The organism is Dyella caseinilytica, assembly GCF_016865235.1.
GTDB classification, from domain to species: Bacteria; Pseudomonadota; Gammaproteobacteria; order Xanthomonadales; family Rhodanobacteraceae; genus Dyella_B; species Dyella_B caseinilytica.
In genome coordinates this window covers 162,735-188,885 of the sequence record NZ_CP064030.1, presented here as the reverse complement: position 1 = coordinate 188,885, position 26,151 = coordinate 162,735, and the positions used below count along the sequence as shown (strand labels likewise).

General features: G+C 61.9%; 27 protein-coding genes. 18 read left to right on the top strand and 9 right to left on the bottom strand.

What is annotated here, in order from left to right:
• Entirely contained in the window at positions 1-1,398 is a 1,398-nt protein-coding gene (gene pssA / locus ISN74_RS00820; RefSeq protein WP_188796446.1) for a CDP-diacylglycerol--serine O-phosphatidyltransferase, read from the bottom strand.
• Between the two features lie 191 nt (positions 1,399-1,589).
• Between pssA and ISN74_RS00815 the strand changes: the two genes are divergently transcribed.
• The 12 genes from ISN74_RS00815 to ilvA all read left to right on the top strand — a co-directional run bounded on the left by ISN74_RS00815 (position 1,590) and on the right by ilvA (position 14,749).
• A complete protein-coding gene (locus ISN74_RS00815) occupies positions 1,590-1,850 on the top strand; it encodes a hypothetical protein (protein WP_188796444.1) in 261 nt (86 codons plus the stop codon).
• 295 nt (positions 1,851-2,145) lie between these two features.
• The gene (locus tag ISN74_RS00810; protein WP_188796442.1) at positions 2,146-3,750 is read left to right on the top strand and encodes a 2-isopropylmalate synthase; all 1,605 of its coding nucleotides are present in this window, start codon (positions 2,146-2,148) and stop codon (positions 3,748-3,750) included.
• Positions 3,747-4,736 (top strand): branched-chain amino acid transaminase, encoded by a 990-nt coding sequence (locus tag ISN74_RS00805; protein WP_188796440.1) that lies wholly within the window; start codon positions 3,747-3,749, stop codon positions 4,734-4,736. The genes ISN74_RS00810 and ISN74_RS00805 overlap by 4 nt, the downstream gene beginning before the upstream one ends.
• Entirely contained in the window at positions 4,733-6,145 is a 1,413-nt protein-coding gene (gene leuC / locus ISN74_RS00800) for a 3-isopropylmalate dehydratase large subunit (protein ID WP_188796438.1), read from the top strand. The genes ISN74_RS00805 and leuC overlap by 4 nt, the downstream gene beginning before the upstream one ends.
• Entirely contained in the window at positions 6,142-6,729 is a 588-nt protein-coding gene (gene leuD, locus ISN74_RS00795) for a 3-isopropylmalate dehydratase small subunit (protein ID WP_188796436.1), read from the top strand. Before leuC ends, leuD begins: the two co-directional genes overlap by 4 nt.
• Positions 6,726-7,817 (top strand): 3-isopropylmalate dehydrogenase, encoded by a 1,092-nt coding sequence (leuB, locus tag ISN74_RS00790; protein ID WP_188796434.1) that lies wholly within the window; start codon positions 6,726-6,728, stop codon positions 7,815-7,817. The genes leuD and leuB overlap by 4 nt, the downstream gene beginning before the upstream one ends.
• A gap of 11 nt (positions 7,818-7,828) precedes the next feature.
• Complete coding sequence (ilvD, locus tag ISN74_RS00785; RefSeq protein ID WP_188796432.1) at positions 7,829-9,547, top strand: dihydroxy-acid dehydratase; 1,719 nt, start codon at positions 7,829-7,831, stop codon at positions 9,545-9,547.
• On the top strand, positions 9,544-10,560 hold the full coding sequence (gene ilvC / locus ISN74_RS00780; protein WP_188796430.1) for a ketol-acid reductoisomerase: 1,017 nt from the start codon (positions 9,544-9,546) through the stop codon (positions 10,558-10,560). Before ilvD ends, ilvC begins: the two co-directional genes overlap by 4 nt.
• A gap of 75 nt (positions 10,561-10,635) precedes the next feature.
• Positions 10,636-10,950: a VOC family protein gene (locus ISN74_RS00775; protein ID WP_188796428.1), complete on the top strand. Its 315-nt coding sequence runs from the start codon at positions 10,636-10,638 to the stop codon at positions 10,948-10,950.
• A gap of 92 nt (positions 10,951-11,042) precedes the next feature.
• Positions 11,043-12,917, top strand: a complete 1,875-nt coding sequence (ilvB, locus tag ISN74_RS00770; protein WP_229678920.1) for a biosynthetic-type acetolactate synthase large subunit — start codon at positions 11,043-11,045, stop codon at positions 12,915-12,917.
• 30 nt (positions 12,918-12,947) lie between these two features.
• Positions 12,948-13,187 (top strand): acetolactate synthase small subunit, encoded by a 240-nt coding sequence (ilvN, locus tag ISN74_RS00765; protein WP_188799428.1) that lies wholly within the window; start codon positions 12,948-12,950, stop codon positions 13,185-13,187.
• The gene (gene ilvA, locus ISN74_RS00760) at positions 13,184-14,749 is read left to right on the top strand and encodes a threonine ammonia-lyase, biosynthetic (protein ID WP_188796426.1); all 1,566 of its coding nucleotides are present in this window, start codon (positions 13,184-13,186) and stop codon (positions 14,747-14,749) included. Before ilvN ends, ilvA begins: the two co-directional genes overlap by 4 nt.
• Here the strand turns inward: ilvA and ISN74_RS00755 are convergent.
• Positions 14,738-15,112 carry a VOC family protein gene (locus tag ISN74_RS00755; RefSeq protein ID WP_188796425.1) on the bottom strand — a complete coding sequence of 125 codons (375 nt, stop codon included), beginning with the start codon at positions 15,110-15,112 and terminating at the stop codon, positions 14,738-14,740. The genes ilvA and ISN74_RS00755 overlap by 12 nt on opposite strands.
• A 262-nt stretch (positions 15,113-15,374) precedes the next feature.
• Between ISN74_RS00755 and ubiA the strand changes: the two genes are divergently transcribed.
• Positions 15,375-16,268 (top strand): 4-hydroxybenzoate octaprenyltransferase, encoded by an 894-nt coding sequence (gene ubiA, locus ISN74_RS00750; protein WP_229679183.1) that lies wholly within the window; start codon positions 15,375-15,377, stop codon positions 16,266-16,268.
• A 16-nt stretch (positions 16,269-16,284) separates the two neighbouring features.
• Here the strand turns inward: ubiA and ISN74_RS00745 are convergent, their stop codons facing one another.
• Positions 16,285-16,998: a ComF family protein gene (locus tag ISN74_RS00745; RefSeq protein ID WP_188796421.1), complete on the bottom strand. Its 714-nt coding sequence runs from the start codon at positions 16,996-16,998 to the stop codon at positions 16,285-16,287.
• Between the two features lie 20 nt (positions 16,999-17,018).
• A complete protein-coding gene (locus ISN74_RS00740; RefSeq protein WP_188796419.1) occupies positions 17,019-17,225 on the bottom strand; it encodes a hypothetical protein in 207 nt (68 codons plus the stop codon).
• Between the two features lie 142 nt (positions 17,226-17,367).
• Here ISN74_RS00740 and bioB point away from each other — a divergent pair, with 142 nt between their 5' ends.
• Genes bioB through bioC form a run of 5 tightly spaced genes read left to right on the top strand, consistent with a single transcriptional unit; the run spans position 17,368 to position 22,140 of the window.
• Positions 17,368-18,414 (top strand): biotin synthase BioB, encoded by a 1,047-nt coding sequence (gene bioB, locus ISN74_RS00735; protein WP_188796417.1) that lies wholly within the window; start codon positions 17,368-17,370, stop codon positions 18,412-18,414.
• Entirely contained in the window at positions 18,401-19,585 is a 1,185-nt protein-coding gene (gene bioF / locus ISN74_RS00730; protein WP_188799427.1) for an 8-amino-7-oxononanoate synthase, read from the top strand. Before bioB ends, bioF begins: the two co-directional genes overlap by 14 nt.
• A 28-nt stretch (positions 19,586-19,613) precedes the next feature.
• Entirely contained in the window at positions 19,614-20,492 is an 879-nt protein-coding gene (locus ISN74_RS00725; protein WP_188796415.1) for a sulfurtransferase, read from the top strand.
• A complete protein-coding gene (gene bioH / locus ISN74_RS00720) occupies positions 20,489-21,262 on the top strand; it encodes a pimeloyl-ACP methyl ester esterase BioH (RefSeq protein ID WP_188796413.1) in 774 nt (257 codons plus the stop codon). The genes ISN74_RS00725 and bioH overlap by 4 nt, the downstream gene beginning before the upstream one ends.
• On the top strand, positions 21,259-22,140 hold the full coding sequence (bioC, locus tag ISN74_RS00715; protein WP_188796411.1) for a malonyl-ACP O-methyltransferase BioC: 882 nt from the start codon (positions 21,259-21,261) through the stop codon (positions 22,138-22,140). The genes bioH and bioC overlap by 4 nt, the downstream gene beginning before the upstream one ends.
• A gap of 12 nt (positions 22,141-22,152) precedes the next feature.
• On the opposite strand, the gene lptA is transcribed toward bioC, so the two are convergent.
• The 5 genes from lptA to ISN74_RS00690 form a co-directional block, all read right to left on the bottom strand.
• Positions 22,153-22,755, bottom strand: coding sequence for a lipopolysaccharide transport periplasmic protein LptA (lptA, locus tag ISN74_RS00710; RefSeq protein WP_188796409.1), 603 nt, complete (start codon positions 22,753-22,755; stop codon positions 22,153-22,155).
• Positions 22,756-22,843: 88 nt separating this feature from the next.
• On the bottom strand, positions 22,844-23,422 hold the full coding sequence (locus ISN74_RS00705) for a DNA-3-methyladenine glycosylase I (RefSeq protein WP_188796407.1): 579 nt from the start codon (positions 23,420-23,422) through the stop codon (positions 22,844-22,846).
• A gap of 74 nt (positions 23,423-23,496) precedes the next feature.
• A complete protein-coding gene (locus tag ISN74_RS00700) occupies positions 23,497-24,240 on the bottom strand; it encodes an MHYT domain-containing protein (RefSeq protein WP_188796406.1) in 744 nt (247 codons plus the stop codon).
• A 21-nt stretch (positions 24,241-24,261) separates the two neighbouring features.
• Complete coding sequence (locus ISN74_RS00695; RefSeq protein ID WP_188796404.1) at positions 24,262-25,029, bottom strand: hypothetical protein; 768 nt, start codon at positions 25,027-25,029, stop codon at positions 24,262-24,264.
• A 200-nt stretch (positions 25,030-25,229) separates the two neighbouring features.
• Positions 25,230-26,147 carry a heme oxygenase-like domain-containing protein gene (locus tag ISN74_RS00690; protein ID WP_203546678.1) on the bottom strand — a complete coding sequence of 306 codons (918 nt, stop codon included), beginning with the start codon at positions 26,145-26,147 and terminating at the stop codon, positions 25,230-25,232.
• Positions 26,148-26,151: the final 4 nt, after the last annotated feature.

Genomic DNA, 26,151 nt, shown 5'->3' with positions numbered 1-26,151 from the left:
TCAAAGCAGCCGATTGAGCAAACGGTCCAATCGCACCCGGCTCAATCGGCGCAGCAGCGTACGTACTTCGGCCGGATAGCGGCGCGGATTGTCCAGTGCGTGGTAATCCTCAAGCCGCACGGCGTGACGCCGCAACGCCGCCCACTCGGCTTCATGCTGCGCAACGAGCTGATGCGACGGATCCCGCAGCAGCAGGCCGTTTTCCAGATCGAGCGCCCACGCGCGCGGATTGAGGTTGTTGCCGGTGATCACGGCGATCTCGTCATCGATCAGCAACCCTTTCACGTGATAGCTGTTGTCACCATCACGCCATAGCCAGAGATTGAGTTGCCCACGCGCCATATGCGCGCGATGGGCGCGTGCAAACCGGCGCAGATTGCTTTCATAGAGATAAGGCAGCAGGCCGATCTTGCGGAAAGGCTGGGCTGGCGGAATGTAGAAATCATTGGCCGTCTTGTCGCCCACCATAATGTCGATGGTGCAACCCCTGCGCAGCAGCTGTCCCAACACGGCACGCACCGGTCGCGGCAAGTTGAAGTACGGCGTAAACAACACTACTCGGCGGCGCGCCTGCCGTAACAACGCCAACAGGGTATCGTTAAGCGTATTGCCGCTGCGCCCAAATCCTGCCAATGGTGTGATGGCAATATCGGTTCCCGATAACGCCTCGCGTGGCACCTGGTAATGCGCGTGCTGCAGCTCCTTGCGCAAATGCCGGATGGCTTGCTGCAGTTCGCGTGTCGCTGGCAAAGGTGTCCGATCGAGCCGTTGCACGGCCTCGCTCGCGCGCAAATACCGTTGCACGAAGGCAACCATACTATCGGCCAATCCGGCATGCCGGATCAGATGGTAGCGATCCAGCCGATAACGTCCCTGCGTGGCCAGATAGACATCGTTGATGCTGGCCCCGCTGTACAACACGGCATCGTCGATGACGAAGCCTTTCAGGTGCAGCACGCCAAACAACTCCCGGTTCTGCACCGGCACACCGTAGATCGCCACGCCTTCGCCACACCGCGCTGTGTAATCGCGATACATGGCCGCATTTCCCTCGCTGGCCACCTTGCCGATCAGGCCGCGTCGGGCACGATGCCAATCCACGTAGACCTCGATCTCCAGCTCGGGGCGCGCCCTGCTTGCCGCATAGAGGGCCTCAAGCACCTCCCGCCCAGCCTCGTCATCCTGCAGATACAACGCAACAAGCACGATGCGGCGCGTCGCCTGTGCAATCTGCGCAAGCAGGGCCTGACGAAACGGGCCGGGACCCTCCAGCGTCTGGACATGGGCGGCGGACACGGCGAAGGCGTGTGGGGTTTCCAGCGCCGATCGTGAGGAACGGCCCAACGGCAACAAGCGGCGCGCGATGCGATGCGCCAGCGGGGAACGGGGTGATGTCATGCCCACATGGTACCGGGTCGCCGGGACACCCCGCATTCGCTGCACGCCAACCGGCACGCTTCATCGGCTTCCAAAGCAGCGCCAGCACGCGAGTCAAGACAGACCCGTCAGCACGACTGATGCACCATGCCGGCGATTTCTTGCTTCGATGAGCGCCAGCCGATCCAGGGCATGCGTCGAAGTGACTTCGCGTGATCGTCACGCACGAAGCTACGGCATGGTTTCTGTCTTATGGATGCGAATTCATCTCCGCCTACATCGCGAAGAACGAAAGGCCAACGCAAATCGAGCACCCGCCACTTGATCATGCGAAGGACATCGCTCTTTGCGTGACGCAAGACGAGGTCGATGGATTGGTTACTCATGAAACGGTTTCGTCTGAAATTTTTTTGGATATGGACGTCCATCCGTCCAATCCGGCCTCAACAGCCACTTCGGAAAAATTCGAATAAGAAAAAGATTGACAGGCTGCAAGGGCATGCCGTACGGTCGACAACATGCCGCAACGCAACAGCCACCGCTACATCACCAGCGCGATCCGACCTCCCTCGGACATCGGCATGCTGCCACTAGGCGGCCTCCTTCTTATTTCCCTTGTACTCGTACTCCTTATTACTAATGGAGGTGCGGGCTGAGGGCGTGTGTCCAGGTAGAGCAAAAATAACCTAGATACCCCAAAGAACCCCGCACCCGACCAGGATGCGGGGTTTTTTATTGCCCTTGGCGCCGGCCAAAACGGAGCAAGACATGACCAGCGAAACGCCACAACCGAACGAATCGAACGACGACGGCGAGAGCGTCGACGACCAGGTACGGATCTTCGACACCACCTTGCGCGACGGCGAACAGGCCCCCGGGTTTTCCATGGACCGTCGCGCGAAATTGTGCATGGCACAAGCGCTGGAAACGTTGGGTGTGGACATCCTGGAAGCCGGTTTTCCGCAAGCTTCTCCCGATGATTTTGCGGCTGTCGACGAAATCGCACGAACGTTGCACAACACCACGGTTTGCGCATTGGCGCGATGTCAAACCGGCGACATCGACACCGCCGCCCGCGCATTGCAACGCGCCCGACGATCACGCATTCATCTGTTTCTCTCTACCAGCCCGCTGCATCGCGAACACAAGCTCGGCATGAGCAAGCAGCAAGTTCTGGACACCGCCGTCGCTTCCATCGAACACGCACGCAAGTACTGCGCTGACGTCGAATTCTCCGCTGAAGATGCCTTGCGCACCGAGCCGGAATTCCTGGTCGAAGTCTTCAGCGCCGCCATCGCTGCCGGCGCCACCACGCTCAACGCTCCCGATACCGTGGGCTACACCACGCCCGCCGAAATGGTCGAGCTGTTCACCTACCTGCGCCGCAACGTGCGCGATGCCCACAAGGCCGTGTTTTCCAGCCATTGTCACGATGACCTGGGGATGGCCGTTGCCAACAGCCTGGCCGCCGTGAGCGCCGGCGCGCGCCAAGTGGAATGCACCATCAACGGCATCGGTGAACGCGCCGGCAACGCCTCGCTGGAAGAAATCGTGATGGCGCTGAAAGTGCGCGAACCCCATTTCGGCCTGCGCACCGGCATCGACACCCGCAAGCTGTATCCCACTTCGCGCCTGCTGACGCAGCTGACCGGTCAGGCCGTGCCACGCAACAAGGCGATCGTCGGCGAAAACGCCTTTGCACATGAATCGGGCATTCACCAGCACGGCATGCTCAAGCACCGCGGCACCTACGAAATCATGCGTCCGCAGGATGTCGGCATCGCCGAAACCACCTTGGTGCTCGGCAAGCATTCCGGCCGGCATGCGCTGCGCCAGCGCCTGGAAACACTCGGTCATACCGTGGACGACCAAGCCATGGAGAGCATCTTCAAACGCTTCAAGGCATTGGCCGACCGCAAACGCGACATCCGCGACGAAGACCTGGAAGCGCTGGCGCTGGGCCAGGATCCCGATGCTACCGGCCCGTGGCATCTCACTCAGCTCAACACCAGTTCGCATCTGGGCAGCAGCGCTTCGGCCACGGTGAAGTTGAGCCATGAAGACGGCCGCGAAATCGGCGAAGCAGCGATCGGCGATGGCCCGGTGGACGCCGTGCTGCGCGCGATCGAGCGCGCCACCGGCACCGATATGGAACTGACCGGCTTCCAGGTGCGCGCCATCAGTGAAGGCGGCGACGCGCAAGGCCATGCCCAGCTCACCGCACGTCACGCGCAGCGCGACTGGAACGGCAGCAGCGTGAGCACCGACATCATCGAAGCGACCGCGCACGCCGCGCTGGCCATCGTCAATCGTATCGAACGGCAGGGCGAGCGCTCCGCCGATACCCTGGAGTCGCAAGGAGTTTCCGCATGAGCACTGCCTTTCTTTGGCACAACGGGCGCATCAAGCCCTGGGCTGAAGCCAACGTCCATGTCAGCGCCCACGCACTGCACTACGGCTCGTCGGTGTTCGAAGGCGAGCGCGTGTACGCCACACCAGAAGGCCCTGCGTATTTCCGCCTGGCCGATCACACGCGGCGCCTGTTCGAATCGGCACGCGTCTACGAGATCGACGTCGGCTACAGCGAAGAAGAGATCAACCATGCTTGCCTGGAAGTGATTCGCGCCAACCGGATGGCCTCAGCTTATGTTCGTCCGATTGTTTTTCGCGGCGCCGGCGGGCTCGGCGTACTCCCCAGGGACGGCGCGCCCGTCGACGTCGCGATCTTGGCTTTGGAATGGGGTGCTTATCTCGGTGAAGCAGCCGAAGTGGGTGCGGATGTGTGTGTGTCCTCGTGGCATCGCCCCGCGCCCAACACCATCCCCAGCTGGGCCAAGGCCGGCGGCAATTACCTGAGCAGCCAGCTCATCGGCCTGGAAGCGCGCCGCGGCGGTTATGACGAAGGCATCGCATTGGGGCACAACGGCCTGCTCAGCGAAGGCGCCGGCGAAAACCTGTTCCTGGTCAAGCGCGGCAAGCTGCTCACGCCGCCGTCGAGCGCCGGAATTCTCGCCGGTATCACGCGCGACTCAGTGATCACGCTGGCCAACGATCTGGGCATTGCGGTGGAGGAGCGCGATCTGCCGCGCGAAGCCTTGTACACCGCCGACGAAGTGTTCATGACCGGCACAGCCGCGGAAATCACGCCAGTGCGTTCGGTCGACCGCAAGAAGGTTGGCAGTGGCACGCCCGGTCCGATCACGCGCGCCTTGCGCGATGCGTTCTTCGGATTGTTCAGCGGCAAGACCCCCGATCACTACAACTGGCTGACACCAGTTAATGCGGTCGTCCTTGACCGTGAAAGTCAAAAAGCGGCCATCCATGGCCGCACTCCTCAAGAAGAGCAGGCTTCCGCATGACCCCTCGTACGCTGTTCGAAAAAATCTGGGACGCCCATGTCGTGGCCCCCGAAACGACCGATACACCGGCCGTGCTGTACATCGATCTGCACCTGGTGCACGAAGTCACCTCGCCGCAAGCTTTCAGCGAATTACGTTCGCGCGGACTGAAGCTGCGCCGTGCGGATCGCACGCTGGCCACACTCGACCACTCCACCCCCACCCTGCCCCCGCAGGCGAATGGCGAACGTCCCTATGCGAACGCCGAAGCCAAGGCGCAGGTGGCGCAGTTGGAAGCCAACTGCCGCGAATTCGACGTGCAGTTGTACGGATGGGACAGCAGCGATCGCGGCATCGTGCACGTGATCGGTCCGGAACTGGGTGCCACCCAGCCGGGCATGACGATCGTCTGCGGCGACAGCCATACATCCACCCACGGCGCATTCGGCGCGCTGGCGTTCGGCATCGGCACCACCGAAGTCGGGCACGTCATGGCGACGCAATGCCTGTTGCAACGCAAACCGAAAACGTTTGCCATCCATGTCGATGGCAAGCTGCCGCGTGGCGTTGGCGCCAAGGATCTGATCCTGCACATCATCGGCGAGATCGGCGTCGACGGCGGTACCGGTTACGTCCTCGAGTATCGCGGTGACGCCATCGAAGCTTTGTCGATGGAAGAACGCATGACGGTATGCAACATGTCCATCGAAGCCGGTGCCCGCGCCGGCCTGATTGCACCGGACGAGACCACGTTTGCCTGGCTGAAAGGCCGTCCACGCGCACCGCAAGGCGCTGCATGGGACGCGGCCGTGCAGCATTGGCGCACGCTGCGCACTGACGAAGGCGCGAGCTACGACCGCGAAGTGCGCATCGACGCCAGCCAGATTCGCCCGACTGTCACCTACGGCACGCATCCAGGCATGGCCATCGCCATGGACAAACCCGTACCTGCTGCACGCAATCCCGTCGAGCAACGCGCGCTGGATTACATGCAAGCCAAGGCGAATCAGCCGATGCAGGGTACGGCCGTGGACGTGGTGTTTGTCGGCAGCTGCACCAACTCGCGCTTGTCGGACCTGCGCGAAGCAGCAAATGTGCTGCGCGGACACCATGTCGCCAAGGGCGTGCGCATGCTTGTGGTGCCGGGCTCCGAAGCGGTGCGCCGCGATGCGGAGAAGGAAGGCCTGCATGAAGTCTTCCTTGCCGCAGGCGCGGAATGGCGCATCCCGGGATGCTCGATGTGCATCGCCATGAACGGCGATCTGGCACAACCGGGCGAATTGGTGGTTAGCACCTCCAACCGCAACTTCGAAGGCCGCCAGGGCAAAGGGGCTCGCACTGTGCTCGCCAGCCCCGCGACCGCTGCCGCATCGGCGATTGCCGGCGCCATTGCCGATCCACGCGAATACCTGACGGAGGTGGCCGCATGAAACCTGTTACCCGCATCCATTCGCGTACCGCCGTGCTGCTCGACGAAAACATCGACACCGACCGCGTCATCCCTGCGCGCTTCCTTACCACCACCGAACGTGCGGGACTCGGCAAGTTCTGCTTCAACGACTGGCGTTATCGCCAGGACGGCAGTGACAACCCGGATTTCCCGCTCAACAAACCCGAAGCCCATGGTTGCGCGATTCTGGTCGCCGGCCGCAATTTCGGCTGCGGTTCCTCACGCGAGCACGCGCCGTGGGCGTTGCTCGATTACGGCATCCAGGCTGTGTTGTGCAGCGAGATCGCGGACATCTTCCGCGGCAACGCACTGAAGAACGGCCTGCTCGCCATCGTGATCGACGAAGCCGAACACCGCTGGCTGCTGAAAAACCCGGGCATCGAACTATCCATTGATGTGCGCGAACAGGCCATCCAGCTCCCCGATGGCGGACATATCCGATTCCAGCTCGAACCGTTTGCGCGGCATTGCCTGCTGAACGGCGTTGACCAGCTCGGTTTCCTGCTTCAGCACACCGACGCAATCACTCAATACGAACAGCAACAACAGGAGAAGGTGGCATGACTGCTCGCATCGTTACCCTGCCCGGCGACGGCGTAGGTCCCGAAGTTACCGACGCGGCAGTTGCCGTACTGAAAGCCGTTGCCGAGCGCAGCGGCCAAACGTTCGAGTTTGAATCGCATCTCATCGGTGGTTGCGCGATCGACGCGACCGGCGAACCACTGCCCGCCGCGACGCTGGAAGCGTGCAAGAAGGCTGATGCGGTTTTCCTCGGTGCAGTCGGCGGGCCGAAGTGGTCCGATCCGCAGGCGAAGGTACGTCCCGAACAGGGTTTGCTCGCGCTGCGCGCCGCACTCGGCGTGTTCGCCAACCTGCGCCCGCTGCAAGTGCATCCGGCACTGGCGTCGCTGTCACCGCTGAAGAACGAAAAGCTGAAAAACGTCGACGTACTGTTCGTGCGCGAACTGACCGGCGGCGCTTACTTCGGCGCTAAAACGCGCACGATCGACACAGCCACGGATGAATGCAAGTACACCGTTGCCGAGGTCGAGCGCGTCACGCGTCGCGCCTTTGAACTGGCACGCGAGCGCAAGCAGCACGTCACCTCGGTCGACAAAGCCAACGTGCTGGAAACGTCACGCTTATGGCGCAGCACGGTCACGCGCATCGCTGCCGAGTATCCGGACGTAACGCTGGAACATCAGCTGGTCGATTCGATGGCGATGTTGCTGTTGACGCAGCCATCCCGCTACGACGTGGTCGTCACCGAAAATCTGTTCGGCGATATCCTCACCGACGAAGCCGCCGCGCTGGCCGGCTCGCTCGGCCTGCTGCCGTCCGCGTCGCTGGGTGAAGGCAAAGTTGGCCTGTACGAACCGATCCACGGCTCCGCGCCGGACATCGCCGGCCAGGGCGTGGCCAACCCGCTGGGCGCGATCCTTTCCGCGGCGCTGTTGCTGCGTCACTCGCTGGGCCTGGAAATCGAAGCCACGACGATCGAAGCCGCGGTGGCCCACGTACTGACCAACGGTCCGCACAGCCGTGATATCGGCGGCAAGGCCTCCACCAGCGAAATGCGCGATGCCGTGATTGCCGCGCTTGACGATGTCGCCACGCCCGCCTTTCTGTGCGGCCTGCGTGCGTGTGGCTAAGCGAGGACATGATGCGTAGTGATCTGATCAAAACCGGCCCCGATCGCGCTCCCGCGCGCTCCATGCTGCGTGCCACGGGCATGCAGGATGACGACATCGCCAAGCCTTTGGTGGCCGTGGTGCATACGTGGTCCAACGTGAGTCCGTGCAATCTCAATCTGCGCGAGTTGGCCGAACATGTTTCCGCAGGTATTCGTGCTGCGGGCGGTACACCGGTGGAATTCAACACGATTGCCGTGACCGACGGCATCGCGATGGGTACGCCCGGCATGCGCGCTTCGCTGATCAGCCGCGAAGTGATCACCGACTCCATCGAGCTGGCCGTGGACGGTCACTGCCTCGATGCGATGGTGGTGCTGTGCGGCTGCGACAAGACCATTCCGGCTGCGGCCATGGCCATGGCGCGTCTGAACATTCCTTCCGTTGCGTTGTACGGCGGCAGCATCGCGCACGGCAATCACAACAATCATCCCATCACCATCCAGCAGGTATTCGAGGCCGTTGGTGCGCACGGTGCTGGCAAGATCGATGATGCCGAACTGACTGCCGTCGAAAAGGATGCGTGCCCCGGTGCCGGCGCCTGCGGTGGTCAGTTCACCGCCAACACCATGGCGATGGTGCTGCAGACGCTTGGGCTGTCGCCGTTGGGTTTCAACGATATCCCCGCCACGCATCCGGCCAAGACGCACGCGGCGTTCCGTTGCGGCGAACTGGTGATGGATTGCCTGCGCGAGCAGCGCAAGCCACTGAGCATCCTCACTGAAACGGCATTCCGCAATGCCGCGCGCATGGTGGCTGCCACCGCCGGCTCCACCAATGCCGTGCTGCACCTGCTGGCGATCGCACGCGAAGCAGGTGTGCCGTGGACGATTGAGGATTTCGAACCCGCTTCCGTGCATACCCCCGTCATCGCCGACTTGATGCCGGGCGGCCGCTATACGGCAGTCGAATTGTTCGGCGCTGGCGGCAGCGCGCGCGTCGCGCAAGAGCTGATCTCTGCAGGCATGCTGGAAGACGGCCCTACCGTCACCGGCCACAGCCTGTTCGAGGAATGCGCCACCGCACCACGCGCGGAACAACAAGATGTGGTGCACCCGGTCAGCCAACCGCTGAAACCCCGCGGCGGCTATTCGATCCTGTACGGCAATCTCGCGCCGGAAGGCTGCATTTTGAAACTGGCTGGCAAGGGCGCCATGCACTACGAAGGACGCGCGCGCGTGTTCGAAAGCGAAGAACAAGCCTTCGCTGCCGTGCAAGCCGGCAAGATCGTCAAGGGCGACGTGGTAGTGATCCGCAACGAAGGCCCTGCCGGTGGACCTGGCATGCGCGAAATGCTCGGCGTCACCGCCGCGCTGATCGGACGTGGTTTGGGCGATGACGTTGCATTGATCACCGATGGCCGTTTTTCCGGCGCCACACACGGCTTCATGGTCGGGCATATCGCACCCGAAGCCGTCCGCGGTGGTCCCATCGGACTGCTGCATGAAGGTGATCGCATCGTCATTGACGCGCAGACACGCACGATCTCCACCGACGCCGATCTCGCCACGCGCCGTGCCACGTGGCAACCGCCGGCACCCAAAGTCACACGCGGCGCCCTCGCCAAATACGCGCAACTGGTCGGCTCCGCTTCGGAAGGTGCCACCACACAGCCTTCCACACGCACATCCAACCAAGCCGCTACTTCCTCACCCACTACTTCAGACGTCGACGCAGGAGTTACCGCATGAGCACCACCGCCACCACCGAAACGCTCGCCAAGGCGCGCATCGCCGTTCTTGGCTACGGCAGCCAGGGCCGCGCCCACGCGCTTAATCTCAAAGACTCTGGACTGGATGTCGTGGTCGGGCTGCGCCCGAACGGCCCCACCTGGCACAAAGCCGTGGCCGATGGCTTTCATGTGGTCGAACCGGCCGAAGCCGTGCGCGGCGCTGACCTGGTCGCCGTGCTGACGCCGGACATGGTGCAGCCCAAGCTGTATAAGGACGCGATCGAACCGAACATCAAGGCAGGCGCCGCCCTGCTGTTCGCGCACGGCTTCAACGTGCACTTCAAGCAGATCGAGCCGCGCGCCGACATCGACGTCGTGCTGGTTGCACCCAAGGGACCGGGCGCACTGGTGCGCACCGAATACGAGCGCGGCCGTGGCGTACCGTGTGTATTCGCCGTGCATCAGGACGTCAGCGGTCACGCCGAAGAGAAAGCAAAGTCCTATGCAGCCGGCCTCGGCGGCGCGCGCGCCATGCTGATCAAGACCGACTTCAAGGAAGAAACCGAAACCGATCTGTTCGGCGAACAGGCCGTGCTGTGCGGCGGCGCCAGCGAGCTGGTGATCAAGGGCTTCGAAACGCTGGTCGAAGCGGGCTATCAGCCGGAGATTGCGTACTACGAAGTGCTGCACGAGCTGAAGCTGATCGTCGACCTGTTCTACGAAGGCGGCATCACGCGCATGCTCGAGTTCGTCTCGGAAACGGCCCAATACGGCGACTACGTCAGCGGCCCGCGCGTGGTGGATGCTGGCGCCAAGGAGCGCATGAAGGACGTGCTCAAGGATATCCAGGACGGCACCTTCGCGCGCAACTGGATCGCCGAATACAACGCTGGTTTGCCGAACTACAAGCGTCTGAAGCAGGCAGATCTCGATCATCCGATCGAGCAGGTGGGCGCCAAGCTGCGCGCACGCATGCCGTGGCTGCAAACCGGCGCCAAAGCCGGCCAGCCGCCGCTGAAGAAGGTGGGTTAAACCCATGCGGCGCTCTCCCACCTCCCCCATCCTCCGGCGGGAGAGCGTCGCATGGACCTTTATGGACATGCACTCATGAAACGCTTCCACATTGCACTTGCCGTACGCGATCTCGCTGCATCGATTGCCGACTACACCACGCGCCTGGGTCAGCACCCGAACGCCGTGGTGGAAGGCAAGTACGCCATGTGGCGCACCGAGCTGCTGAATTTCTCGATCAATCAGAACCCCGATCGTGCCGGCCAATTGCGGCACATCGGCTTCGAGGACGACAGCGCGGAAGGCTTTACCAGCACATCGGATGTGAACGGCATCGAATGGGAACACTTTTCCACGGCTGCGCAGGATGAACGCATCGTGGCGATGTATGGCGTACCGGTCAGTGCATAGCGCCTGATCGGCACGCTTCCAGCGAAACGACCTCGCTCCGATCCATACAACAAGACAGCGACACACGCTTTGAACATCACCAAGGGACCGACGTGAATACGCCACTGCTCAAACCCACATTCGCCGCCGACGCCGACACGGGCATTGCGCGTCACCCGCTCGCAGGAAAGGACCTGAGCGGTGCGGATGTCGTTGTACAAATCCTGGCTGAGCAAGGCGTCGACGTACTCTTTGGCTATTCCGGTGGCGCGATCCTGCCCGTCTATGACGCCATCTTCCGCTACAACGCCGAACATCCTCGTGCAGATGGCGGCGAACCGATGCCGCTGATCGTGCCAGCCAACGAACAAGGCGCCGGCTTCATGGCTTCCGGTTACGCGCGCGCTTCGGGCAAGGTGGGCGTGGCCGTCGTCACCTCCGGCCCCGGGGCCACCAACATGGTCACGCCGGTGCGCGATTCCACCGCCGACTCCATCCCCATGGTGGTGCTCTGTGGACAGGTGGCGACGCAAGCGATCGGTAGCGATGCGTTCCAGGAAGCACCCATCAGCAACATCATGGGTTCCTGTGCCAAGCACGTGTTCCTGGTGACCAATGCGTCGCAACTGGAAGCGACCATGCGCACAGCCTTTACCATCGCGCGCAGCGGACGTCCGGGGCCGGTCGTCGTGGATATTCCCAAGGACATCCAGAACGCGACGATTCGCTTCCAAGGCGAAGGTGAACTGCCGCTGCCAGGTTATCGCGCGCGCCTGCGTGCCGTTGAACAAGCAACGCTCAACGACAACGAATGCGCAAGCTTCTTCGACGCGTTATCAAAGGCAAAGCGACCGCTGATTTATGCCGGTGGCGGTGTCATCGCTGCCGGTGCCACGCCGATGCTGCGCGCGTTTGTCGATGCATTCGGCCTGCCTGTCACCACCACGCTGATGGGCATCGGCGGTTTCGACACCACTGATCCGCTCGCGCTGCATATGCTCGGCATGCACGGCACTGCTTACGCAAACTACGCCGTGGAAGATTGCGACTTCCTGCTTGCACTAGGTGCCCGTTTTGACGATCGCGTCGCCGGCTTACCGTCGCAATTCGCGCCGCTGGCAAAGTTCGTCGCACATATCGACATCGATCCGGCCGAAATCGACAAGGTCAAACATGCCCATTGGCACCATGTCGGCCCACTGGATCGCGCGCTCGAACGACTGACGCAATACGGCAACGCGCACCATCAGCAGCCATCGCTCAATGCGTGGCATACGCATATCGCCGAACTCAAGCGTACGCACGCTATGAATTACGATCATGGCAGCGACATGATCCAGCCTTACGCCGTGCTGGAGGAAATCAATCGCCACACGCAAGGTCGCGCCATCATCAGCACCGGCGTGGGCCAGCATCAGATGTGGGCGGCGCAGTATCTGGATTTTCGTGCACCCCGGCATTGGCTCACCTCCGGTTCGATGGGCACGATGGGCTTCGGTTTGCCCGCGGCCGTGGGCGCGCAATTTGCCAAACGCGACGCGCTGGTCATCGATATCGATGGCGACGCGAGCATCCGCATGAATCTGGGCGAACTGGAAACCGTCACGACCTACGGCCTCCCGCTGAAGATCGTGGTGCTGAACAACGTCGGCGACGGCATGGTGCGGCAGTGGCAGAAGCTGTTCTTCAAAGGCCGCTTCGCCTCGTCCGACAAGAGTCTGCATCGCAAGGATTTCGTGCTCGCAGCCAAAGCTGATGGCTTTACCTGGGCACGCAAGCTCGAAGACCGCCAAGAACTGGCCGACACCATCGCCGAGTTCCTGGCCTTCGATGGTCCAGCCTTCCTGGAGGTGATGATCGATCCTGACGCCGGCGTTTATCCCATGGTGGGACCCGGCGCCAGCTACGCGCAAATGATCACGGGCGATTTCATTCCGGCGCGTGAAGCGCCACACGCCATCGAAGCTGCCACATCCGACAGCTTCTGACCCGCCCCCATGACCGAACTGGACCTTGCCATGCAACACACGCTTTCCATCCTTCTGCAGAATGAAGCCGGCGCGCTGGTGCGCGTGGCAGGATTGTTTGCCGCACGCGGCCACAACATCGACACGCTGACGGTTTCCGCCACCGCCGACCCAGCCGTATCGCGACTCACGCTGACCGTGCGTGGCGACGACGCCAAGCTCACGCAGATCCTGCAACAGACGCGCAAATTGGTTGACGTCCTGCTGGTCGAGCACCCGGCGCAAGCATGAACGCAAGTCTCGCGCAGGAGCGCACTGCCTTCGCATTGACCGCAGCCTCGGTGCTGCGACGAGCGGAAACGGCACGCGTCTACGAAGTCGCACACCACACCGCACTGGAGCATGCATCGCTGCTTTCCGCGCGTATCGGCGCACACGTTTTGCTTAAGCGCGAAGATCAGCAACCGGTCTTTTCGTTCAAGTTGCGCGGCGCCTACAACCGCATGGCTCAGCTCAGCGCTGCAGAGCGTGCAAAGGGCGTCATCGCCGCCTCCGCGGGTAACCATGCGCAAGGCGTCGCTCTGGCGGCATCGCGACTTGGCATCCATGCAACGATTGTGATGCCGGTCACCGCGCCACAGGTCAAAGTGGATGCAGTTCGCCGCTTCGGCGGCGCGTTCACTGAAGTCGTGCTCGCCGGTGACTCGTACAGCGATGCGCAAGCCGAAGCGTTGCGTTTGCGCGAGGCGCTGGACGCCACCTTTGTGCATCCATTCGATGATCCGGATGTGATTGCCGGCCAGGCCACCATCGCGCTGGAAATCCTCGCGCAACATCCCGGGCCGTTGCAGGCGATATTCGTGCCGATTGGCGGCGGCGGACTTATCGCCGGTATCGCCTCGGTCATCAAGGCGTGCCGTCCCGATGTGCGCGTGATTGGCGTGCAGGCCAGTGATGCCGATTCGATGGCGCAGGCGCTTCGCGCCGGAACGCGCGTGTCATTGGATGAAGTCGGCTTGTTCGCCGATGGCACAGCGGTCAAGCAAGTTGGCGACCTGACCTTTTCGCTATGCCAGCAGTACGTCGATGATGTGCTGCGCGTCGACACCGATGCGATCTGCGCGGCTATTCGCGACATTTATCAGGATACCCGCAGCATTCCTGAACCTTCTGGCGCTCTCGCGCTGGCCGGTCTCAAGCAGTACGTCGCCACGCGTGGCGTTGGCGACGGCACCCTGGTGGCCGTTGTTTCCGGCGCGAACATGAATTTCGACCGGCTGCGTTTCGTGGCGGAACGCGCGGAAGTCGGCGAGCAGCGGGAAGCCGTCTTTGCGGTGACCATTCCCGAACAGCGCGGCAGTTTTCGGCGCTTTTGCAGCGCGCTGGGCCAGCACGCAATCACCGAATTCAACTATCGCATCGGCGATGCACAGGCCGCGCATATCTTCGTCGGTGTGCAAATGGCCCGACGCGGAGAACGCGATGCGCTGGCCGACGCTTTTCGTGCCAATGACTTCGGCGTGCTGGATCTCACCGACGACGAACTCGCAAAGTTGCATCTACGCCACATGATCGGCGGCCGCTCACCGCTGGCACGCGACGAACGCTTGTACCGCTTCGATTTTCCGGAACGCCCCGGTGCGCTGGCACGCTTTCTCGACCGCATGCATCCGGACTGGAATATCAGCCTGTTCCACTACCGCAATCACGGCGCCGACTACGGTCGCATTCTGGTCGGCATCCAGGTGCCCCCAAGTGAGCATGCGCTGCTGCGTCACTTTCTTTCGACGCTCGGCTACCCCCACGTGGACGAAAGCGACAATCCAGCTTATCGACTGTTGCTAGGCGCTTAGTGTTTGATCGATCGAACCGCTGGCATCCAGCTCGAACACATGATTGTCGTAATCCATGAAATACAGCGCGCTGTCTTGGCGCGCCATGAAATGCTCGACATCGAAGGTCGCCAGCTTATCCGCACAGGCCCGCAAATCGTCATGGCTGACTTCCAGCGCGATGCGGTCCCCATTGCGACCGGACGGCCCGTCGCCCTGGCGCAGCAAAAACCAGACGCCGCCAAGCTTCGCAAAGCTTTGCGGGTGACCTTCGCCATCGGGCCGATCAAGAATCACCTGGGCTCCCAGCACACTGGCGAATAATTCCGCCGTGCGCGCAGGATCGCGCACGATCAGTGCGATATGACCGATAGACGCAACCATGAGTGACTCCAACCCCTGAAGCAGAGGGAGCGATGCTAGACCGCTTTCTGGCCCGGCGGCAATGGATCGGTGTCACGGCAGGGGTGGCGTAACGCACAGTTTCGAAGCGATGGCAGCACGCTAAACTTGTGGGATGGCCCCGACTTCCCGCAAGCGCCCACGGCGCAACCCACCCGCGCCCGCCACCAACCGCGTGCGCCCGGCCGCTCCTGCACCGGCCAAACCCCAGCGCCCCGCAGACAGCTCTACCCGCGCGGCGCGTGTGCTGGACTGGCTGCTGCAGAAACTGCCTGAGCGACAGCGCCAGAAAGCGCATGACATTCTGGTACTTACCCGCATGGACCGCCCCATCGGCGCGCTGCTGCTGCTGTGGCCGACCTGGTGGGCGCTATGGCTGGCCGCGGGCGACTTCCCTCCCTGGAAGCCATTGGTGATCTTCACGCTCGGCGTCTTCGCCATGCGCGCCGCCGGTTGCGCCATCAACGATTACGCCGACCGCAAGCTCGACCCCCAGGTGGCACGCACCGCCGGGCGCCCGGTCGCCTCGGGCCGCGTTACGCCGCGCGAAGCACTGATCGTCTTCGCCTCGTTGCTGGTATTCGCCTTCGTGCTGGTGCTGTTCACCAACCCGCTGACCATCAAGCTGTCCTTTATCGGCGCAGCGCTCGCGGCTATCTATCCGTTCACCAAGCGCTATACCGATCTGCCGCAAGTGGTGCTCGGTGCGGCCTTCGGCTGGTCCATCCCGATGGCCTTCGCCGCCGTACAGAACGGTGTGCCACCCGTCGGCTGGGTACTGTTTATCGCCAACATCCTGTGGTCGGTGATCTACGACACGGAATACGCAATGGTCGACCGCGAGGATGACCTCAAGGCCGGCGCACGTTCCACCGCCATCCTGTTCGGCGATGCGGATCTCCTCATCATCGGTGTGCTGATGGGCACGTTCGTCACGGCGATGGTGATGGTCGGCACCCGCGCGCATCTTGGCTGGCCCTATTGGCTATCTGTGGTTATCGCGGCGGGATTGTTCGGCTGGCAGCAGTGGCTGATCCGCAACCGCGAACGCAACGCCTGCCTTACTGCGTTCCGCCATAACAACTGGCTGGGGTTGACGCTATGGATCGGCATAGCCTTGGCGCTTGCGGTGCGATAAGCCAAAGATACGAGCATCAACGCCCTGATAAGGGAGCACGTGCGAGGGCCCAGACATCGACACGTGACACACCTGCGCGCTTGAGCACACGCACGCATTCTGAAAGCGTCGTCCCCGTAGTAAACACATCATCGACGACAGCAACATGCGATGGCAGCGCCATCGTGTCTTGCAATGCAAATGCACCACGCAGATTACGGTGACGCTCCGTCGCATCGAGACCAGTTTGCGCTTCGGTATGACGGACACGCTGCAACAGATCTTTCCGGCACGGAATACCCAACGAACGTGCGAGCGGACGCACCATCTCCCATGCTTGGTTGTACCCTCGCTGACGCAGGCGGTGACGATGCAACGGCACCGGGATCATCATTTGCGGCAAGCATGAAGGCGGACTTTCACGTTGCCACATGCTGACCAGTGCACGGCCTGCAGCAAGATCACGGCTGAATTTGAAGCGCGTCTCCAGCCGATCAAGTGGCCACGCATAGCGAAAGGGTGCCCAGGCGGCATCCCACGGCGGCGGTTTGCGCAGACAGCGTCCACACTGTGTTGCAGATAGCGGCAATGGCAAGGCGCATTGCGCACAACATGAGGTATTGCGGGGCAGCTCTGCAGCGCAATCGGCGCATAGATCCACGCCTTCCGCGCCCGCGTCGCCGCACAACAAGCAGCGCCATGGCAACAACCAGCGCTGCACGGCCGACAACAACCGGATCGGCGCATCCATGCGCAAACTCGCCGTACCGTTCAGTTGTTTGGCTTGAACATAGCCGCGTCGACAATCGACCAAAGATGGATGATCCAACCCATCCAGATAATCCATAGCGCCGCGGCCAGCACAAACATCACGGCCGCCTTCAACACCCGCCCCTGCACCAGCTGGCCCAGACCGGGAATGAAGAAACTGCACACTGCTGCGATGACGTTACCGGTAGTGCCCTGACCTGCGCTCATGAATCGACTCCTTCGATGGATGATCTTGCGATGGTAAATGCTACAGCGCCTTGCGTCCGTCAACCATTCGCCAGCGAATCGAGTTGACAGTCTTAGAGGGCGCTCCCACACTTGGCGGCCTATCGCCACGGAGCCCCACCCCATGCCCGCAGCCGCTCTCCGCCATGACTGGTCGCGCGACGAAATCGCCGCGCTGTTTGCCCTGCCTTTCAACGAGTTGCTGCATCGTGCGCACACCGTGCACCGCGAAAACCACGATCCGAACGCAGTGCAGGTTTCCACCCTGCTATCGATCAAGACGGGCGGATGCCCGGAAGATTGCGGCTATTGTCCGCAAGCGGCGCGTTATCACACCGGCGTCAAGGCAGAAAAACTGATGGCGGTGGATGCCGTCGTCGCCAGGGCCCAGGCCGCCAAGAACGCAGGCGCCAGCCGTTTCTGCATGGGCGCCGCCTGGCGCAGCCCGAAAGATCGCGACGTCGAACAGGTGGCCGAAATCGTCTCTGCCGTGAAGGCGCTGGGCCTGGAAACCTGCGCCACGCTGGGCATGCTCACGGACACCCAAGCGCAGACGCTCAAGCAAGCAGGTCTCGATTACTACAATCACAACATCGACACCGCGCCGGAGTTCTACGGCGAAGTCATCCACACACGCCAATACCAGGATCGCCTGGATACGCTTGACCATGTGCGCCACGCGGGCCTGAAAACCTGCTGCGGCGGCATTGTGGGCATGGGCGAAACCCGTGATCAGCGCGCTGGCCTGCTGCAGACGCTGGTCAACCTGCCTGAACATCCGCAGTCGGTGCCGATCAACCAATTGGTGCAGGTGGAAGGCACGCCGCTGCACGGCACGGAAGCGCTGGATCCATTCGAGTTCGTGCGCACCATTGCCGTCGCGCGCATCCTGATGCCCGAATCGATGGTGCGCCTGTCTGCAGGCCGCCAGCAGATGGACGACGCCGTGCAGGCGTTGTGCTTCTTTGCCGGCGCCAATTCGATCTTCTACGGCGAGAAGCTGCTCACCACCGGCAACCCGGATGTGGAGCACGATCGCGCACTGTTCCGCCGCCTCGATCTGCATGCGTTGGAAGTGGTCGAAGAGGCCGACACAGTGCATGCCGACATCATGGAAACAGAAGCGGCTGGCGACTGTGGACAGGGTTGCGGCTGCAGTGCCGCGGCCTGACTTGCTCGAACGTTTGGCCGTACAGACGGCCGAACGTGCGCAGGCGCAACTGCAACGGCGCGTGCGTACCATCGATACAAGCCAGGGACCTTATGTGGAGAGCGGCGGCCGACGGCTGCTTGCCTTCTGCACCAACGATTATCTTGGTCTCGCGCAAGATCCGCGCTTGATTGCTGCCTTGAAGAAAGCCGCTGATGAAAGCGGCGTCGGCAGCGGTTCTGCGCATCTGATCTGCGGCCATCATCGCGAGCATGCGATGTTGGAAGAGGCTCTGGCCGAATGGATGGGACGCGAACGCGCGCTGCTCTTCTCCACCGGTTACATGGCCAATCTTGGCGTGATCCAGGCGCTGCTTCAGCGCGGCGAATTGTGCGTGCAGGACAAGCTCAATCACGCCTGTCTGCTTGATGGCGCGCAGCTGGCCGGTGCCGCGCTGAAGCGTTATCCGCATGCCGATGTCGACGCTGCCGCGCGCCAATTGCAAAGTGACACCAGCATCCACGCCTTGCTCGCCACCGACGGCGTATTCAGCATGGATGGCGATATCGCACCGCTGCGCGAGCTGGCCACGCTTTGCGCCCGCGAGAACGCGAGCCTGATGGTGGACGATGCGCACGGCCTCGGCATACTGGGTCGCGATGGTGCCGGCAGCGTGACCCAAGCCGGACTCGATCAACACGATGTACCGGTGCTGATGGCGACCCTCGGGAAAGCACTGGGCTGCAGCGGCGCTTTTGTCGCCGGTTCCACAGCTTTGATCGATGGCCTCACCCAGTTCGCACGCACTTACATCTACACCACCGCCATGCCACCGGCCCTGGCTGCTGCTGCGCGCTGCGCTGTCTCGCTGGCGCGCACTGAGTCCTGGCGCCGCGAGAAGCTGGCCGCCTTGATCAAGCGCTTCCGTGATGGCGCTACACAGCTGGGCCTGCCGCTGATGCCTTCGCCCACCGCCATCCAGCCACTGTTGCTCGGCGACGCCCGGCAAACCCTGGAAGCCTCCCGCGCACTCGAAACCCAGGGCCTGCTGGCCGTGGCGATCCGCCCCCCTACGGTGCCTCAAGGTCAGGCACGGCTGCGCATCACTCTGTCAGCGGCACACGAAGAGGTGCACGTGGACCAACTACTGGAGGCACTCGCGTCTCTGCACCTGGGGACCGCCCCGGTATAATGGGCGTTCGAGCACATCCCTTCTGCCTATGTCGATCCTTAATATCTCTGCCTACCGCTTCGTCAGCCTGGACGATTTGCCAGTGCTGCGCGAACGTGTGCTTGCGCAATGCGAAGCATTGGCGCTGAAAGGCACCATTCTGCTCGCGCCGGAAGGGATCAATCTGTTCCTGGCCGGGTCGCGCGAAACGATCGACGCGTTCATCGCATGGCTGCATGAGGATTCGCGCTTCGCCGGTCTCGAGGCCAAAGAATCGTTGTCGGAAAGCGTGCCGTTCAAACGCATGCGTGTACGGCTGAAAAAGGAAATCATCACGCTGCGCCGGCCCACCATTCGCCCGGAGGGCGGACGCGCGCCAGCGGTCGACGCGCCCACGCTCAAGCGCTGGCTGGACCAGGGACATGATGATGCAGGCCGCGATGTGGTGTTGCTCGACACCCGCAACGCTTACGAAACCGATGCGGGCATGTTTCCCAAGGCCGTTGACTATCGCATCGCCAGCTTTACCGAACTGCCTGCGGCATTGGCGGCAGATCAATCGCGTTATGCAGGCAAGACGGTGGTGTCGTATTGCACTGGTGGCATACGTTGCGAAAAGGCCGCGCTGCACATGCAGGATATCGGCATGAAAAACGTCTACCAGTTGGAAGGCGGCATCCTGAAGTATTTCGAAGAAGCCGGCGGCGCACATTGGCAGGGTGGCTGCTTCGTTTTCGATGAGCGCGGAGCGGTCGATAAGACATTGAGTCCTGCGCCCCCTCTCCCCTCTGGGGAGAGGGTTGGGGTGAGGGGCCAATCTTGCGATGCGCCAGCATCAGAGCGGGGCTTCGATTGTCATTCTGCGCAAGCCTTGCTCCCCTCACCCCAACCCTCTCCCCAGAGGGGAGAGGGGGAAACGCACGCATGAGCCTGCATATCGAGGTACGCGGCAGCGGCCCAACGCCGCTGGTGATGATCCACGGCTGGGCGATGCATGGCGGCGTCTTCGCGCCGTTGGTCGACGTGCTCGCCGAACATTGCACGATGTATCTGGTCGATCTGCCCGGCCACGGCTACTCGCGCAATTGCGGCCTGCCGCTTGAACCGCATGCCTGTGCAAAAGCCATCGCGGAAGCCACGCCACCTGCCACGTGGCTGGGCTGGTCCATGGGAGGTCTCGTAGCGCTCAGCGCAGCGTTGAATCTTCCGCAGCATGTGCTCGGACTCGCCATGCTTTGCGCTACGCCGCGCTTTGTCAGCGCCAGCGATTGGCCCTACGGCAGAGACCCGGCGCTGGTGCAGCAACTGGCGACCGATCTGGAAACCGACTACCACGCGACCATCGAACGCTTCCTGACGTTGGAAGTCATGGGCAGCCCCGATCCGCGTGGCGATCTTCGCCGCTTGCGCGCCGAGGTGTTCTCGCGCGGCGAGCCGGATCTGCGCGTGCTGCAGGAAGGTATTCGCCTTCTTGACCAGACCGACCTGCGCGCGGGTCTGCCGCAACTGCATAACGGTCGCAGCTGGTGGAATGCCGGGCGGTTGGATCGGCTGGTGCATCCGGACGCGATGCAAGCCTCCGCCACAGCGAGCCAGGGCGAATTTCATGTCACCGCCCACGCAGGTCATGCCCCCTTCCTGAGTCACCCCCAAGCTGTCGCCGATGCCTTGCTGCCTTGGCTCGAGACCCTTCGATGAGCGATTTTCAGGTCGATCCCCAGCGCGTGCGGGCGAACTTCAGCCATGCTGCTGCCAGCTACGAACAACACGATGCTTTGCAACGCGAAGTGCAGCAATTGCTGCTTGAGCGGCTGGAATTCTATTTGCAGCAGCCCGAACGCGTGATTGATGTCGGCGCGGGTACCGGCCGTGGCAGCGCGCTGCTGAAGAAACGTTATGCCAAAGCGCAAGTGATCGCCATCGACACCGCGTTGCCCATGCTGCGCACAGCCAAGTCACACGCTGGCTGGTTGAAGCCTTTTCTGCGCGTTTGCGGCGAGGCCACCGCGCTGCCGCTGCCCGATCACAGCGTCGATGTGCTGCATTCCAATCTGTGCTTCCAGTGGATTGACGATCTGCCGGCGCTGTTCGGCGAATGTGCGCGCGTGTTGAAACCCGGCGGTATGCTGCTGTTTTCCACCTTCGGCCCTGACACTTTGCGTGAATTGCGCGCGGCCTGGGCATCCGTCGATCAGCATTCGCATGTCAGCCGTTTTCTCGACATGCATGATGTGGGTGACGCGATGATCGCTGCGGGCTTGCGCGACCCGGTGCTGGATGTTGATCGCTACACGCTTACCTACAGCGAACCCAAAGCGCTGTTGCGTGAACTGAAGGGACTTGGCGCCACGCACGCCGACCGCGGTCGCGAGCGCGGGCTCACTGGCAAGCGGCATTTCCAGGGCATGCTGGAAGCATACGAAGCCATGCGTATCAACGACCGCATTCCTGCGACGTGGGAAGTGGTGACGGCGCATGCCTGGGGACCACCGCCCGGTCAATCACGGCGCGGGAAAGGCGGTGGAGAGATGGCTAGTTTCTCGATCGATAGCCTGCGCGGTTCGCGCAGGCGCTGAAAGCTTTCGCGCTTACTTAAGGTCTGGGCTCGGCGCCGTACTGGCGGACGCCGGGGTCGGCTGTGCAGCGCCTTGCGTAGCGGGCGCGCCCTTGGCCGGCTTGGGCTTGGGCAGATACGTCATGCTGACATTGCCCGTGCCGGTGAAGTACGTGGTGTTGGTGTTGTAAGTCAGCTTGTCGGCATGGGCATCGCCGGTGTCCTGCTGGGTGACCACGCCGTTGGGCGTCAGCACCGCAATGCCGTTGATGTTGTCGTAATCAAGGTTGGGGGCTTCACCGGTCATCAGTTTGTCGTTGTCGTCCAGCTGCTGGATATGCGCCGGATTACCTTTCATCACGATGCGGCTGACCTGGGTATCGGCATCAAGATAGATGTACGCGACATCGCCGGTAGCTTTCATGGTGCCCTGCGTGACAACCACATGCCCGGTGAGCGTGGTCATCGTATTGGGGGCATTGAAGCCGTTGACCGAGTCTTGCGTGGTATTCATGGGCTGGTTGCGATCGCCCGTCTTCGCATGTGCGCAAGACAGGGGAAGCAGCAGCATGAACGCGACACACGACCAGACCACGCGACCGCCGCGGCGAGCGCCAGAGTCATGGAACGGCTTCATGCAACGCATCTCCTGGGCAGACGATGGTGCCCATTCTACGGCCAACCCGGCCCAAAGCGAGGGGGCTGGCGCCCGTTTTGCAGCCCGCCTAATGCTTGGCTGCGCAGGCCTTGTGCCGGAAGCACTCCACCAGGTGGTCGTTGACCATGCCGGTGGCCTGCATGAAGGCGTAGCAGATGGTCGTACCGACAAACCGGAAGCCGCGCTTCTTCAGGTCCTTGCTCATGCGGTCGGACAAGGGCGTGCTTGCCGGCACCGCCGCCCTGGTGCGCCAACGATTGGGAATGGGCTTGCCGTCGACGAAGGACCACATATAAGCATCCAGGCTGCCGTGCTCGTCGATCACCGCCAAAGCGATTTTGGCGTTGTCGCGCGTGGAGGTTATCTTCAGACGATTGCGAATCAGCCCGGGATCGAGCAGCAGTTTTTCCAGTTCACGATCCTTCAAGGCTGCTACGCGGGCGATGTCGAAATCATGAAAGGCACGGCGGTAAGCGTCGCGCTTGTTCAATACGGTTCGCCAGGAAAGACCCGCTTGTGCGCCTTCCAGACAGAGGAATTCGAACAAAGCGCGATCATCGTGCAAAGGCACGCCCCATTCGGTGTCATGGTAGGCCTGCATCAATTCACCATCGGCTGCCCACTGACAGCGAATACGTGACGCCATTGCCGCTCTCCTGTTGGTACCTGCGTCCGAGGAACGCAGCATAGCGCCAGATGGGAGGCGCGGTGATCGTCGCCTTAGATGCTGATGCGGGAGCGATACCGATAACGCCAGTAATGGAGCAGCAGCATGAGCACCAGCAGGGTCGCAACGATGACGAAGATGGTCAGACCGAGGTTGTCACCGCGCAAGCCTTCAGCGTAGCCATCCGGCAATTGCCCACCATTGTCCTCGAAGCTGGCCGCAGCCATGCCGGTATAATGCATGCCACATACCGCAACACCCATGACCAGCGCGCTGCCAATCATCTGCACAGGCCCGCGTAGATTGAAGGCGAGCCACAACGCCGCCATCGACGCGGCGATCGCAATGGCAATCGATGCAACGACCTTGTTGAAGTCGTAGTGAGTCTCCGCCGCCATCAGCATGGCAGCCATGCCGATGTAGTGCATGGAAGCGACACCAAGCCCCATGCAGGTGCCGGCAGCCAGCAATCTGAGCCGGCCGAAACGGCCATGCCCCACCAGCATCAAACCGCTGGCACAGGCAGCGAAAGCCACGAGTGCGGACAATGCTGTGAGTGACGGGTCATACCGCACCTCCATGCCGTTGTCGCAAGCAAGCATGGCGATGAAGTGCATGGACCAGATCGCCCCCAATCCCATCGCGCCGCCCGCCATCGCCACAGCAGCGGTCTTTTGTCGCTGAGTCTCGGCCAATGGGATGGCAACCGCCAGTTGCAGCGCGGTGAACGAACCCAACACCGATACGGCATACGACAACAGCACCAGCAGCCAGTTGTAGTCGATTTGCATGGACATGGATTTCTCCCATCGAAAGGTTCAGTGCGAAATTTCCAGACTGCAAAGCGCAGCGCCTGTGCCGCGGCAACTCAGGTGGCGTACAAATACTTTTTTCGGCTCCACCGATGCCCCGAGCAGCCCTTCCAGATAGCCACCATAAAATTTGCAGCCAGAATGTGTACTGGGCGTGCACAAGGGGCTGTTGAGGATGTGTACGTGCACACCGTGATGCTCAATGTCGGCCAGCTGACGCAACGCGGGAACGCCAATGCGTCGAATGGCATCGGCCAAGCCGAGCTTCGCGCCGAGTGCGTAGTCACGCTTGTAGACCCACGCGCCCGTACGACGCCCCGCCAGCATCAGCGACGATTCGCGCACGGTATCGTCCACGCTGTTTTCCAGCGCGACCAGCCATGGATAGATCTGCGGATAGTCCTGCGCCAGCTTGGGCAGAATGTGTTCGACCTGAGAAACATCCGGCAGCGAAGCAACAGGCAACTGAGGTGGCGCTGCTGCCTCCAAGTGAACCGACTGCGGAGGCGCTTCCAATCCAGCTGGCGTGATGCTCGCCTCGCCTGCCAGCGCCGCCTCGAAACTCAACACGCGACTATGCGTACCGAGCATTTCCTCCAAGACAAAGCGCTGCTCGGCCGGTCCGCGCACCAACATGGACAGGCGCGCGCCGCGACCGTCCTGCGTCAGGCGCTGGCGCAGTAACGAAAAATGGTTGGCAACAACAACTCGCCCAAGCTCGACGAGCAAACCCTCCCTGCGGTCAGAGAGAACCTGTATTTCCAGCTCGACCATAAGGCCCCCCTGTTGCTCGATGCTGGTATTCGGATTGTGAGCAATGAGAATGAGCGATTCACAAAGATCAAAGCGTGATTGACTTCAAGCTTCGTCAAACACAAAAGCAAACAGCATCACAGATGGCGCGTTTCGTGCATGAAATTTCGAAACGTCATCGACACCGCCCAGCCAAACACCGGTGTTGATGGCCACGCATTTCAGTACGCGGCATAGGTTCCGGACGCGGGCGACTGCCTGGTGGTGAACGGCCTTCGGCGCCGCGGATGCGCGCGCTGGCGCAGCCTGACCTTATTCATCTGATAGGTCCAAAAGCGATCCCACAGATCGCAGTATTGCAGGCAAACCTCTTGCACCCGTGTGTACTGATCGGGCGTCAGCGCCTGGGTAAGAATCAGCCACAGATCATTTTCATGATCGTCGTCAGCGGCTTCAGCGGTCTTGTCTTCGCTGATGCCGTGAACGAAGTAGTAGCCATCGTCAACGGAAATGCCCAGGGCACGCGTTGCGGCGCGCAAGGGTGGACTGAAAAGAATCACCTCTTCCTCGGCCGCCGCCAGCAGCACGGTAACCTCGAGGTAATTGCGATAGCTACGCTCCAGGCAACGACGTACGCCAGTGGCCACACGGCTCGGAACATAGTTGCGCCGCCGTTCCTGATCGATGCCGTATTCGTCCAATACGCGCTCGAACAAGGGGTAATGCGCATAGGCCGGATTGCCCCGATAGTAGCCTTCTGTATCTACACCCGGACGGAAGCCGAATTCATCCAGATCGTTGAGCGTGATGAGGAAGCGCGGCGCCAGCTTGGCGCCTGCACGCAGCCGGGGCTCCAACTGGCGTGCCTGCATCTGGGCGGCAAGTAGCGCGTCCGTGAAGATCTGCACGATGGCGTGACGGTATTCCAGGTGGATCATGCGCATGGACGCCATGTTCAGCTCACCGCTATTAAGCATGTCGATGGCGGGATGACTGGCAACGGGGTGATCCCCGATCAGGTGACGCAGGTTTTCCACGAACAGCGCGTTCTTCTGCCAAAGATCCAGCGGCAGGCTCGCTCGCATGGCGGCGATGGCTTTCTTGCGTGGATGGTCCAGATCAGTCATTGACGAATGCATGGGA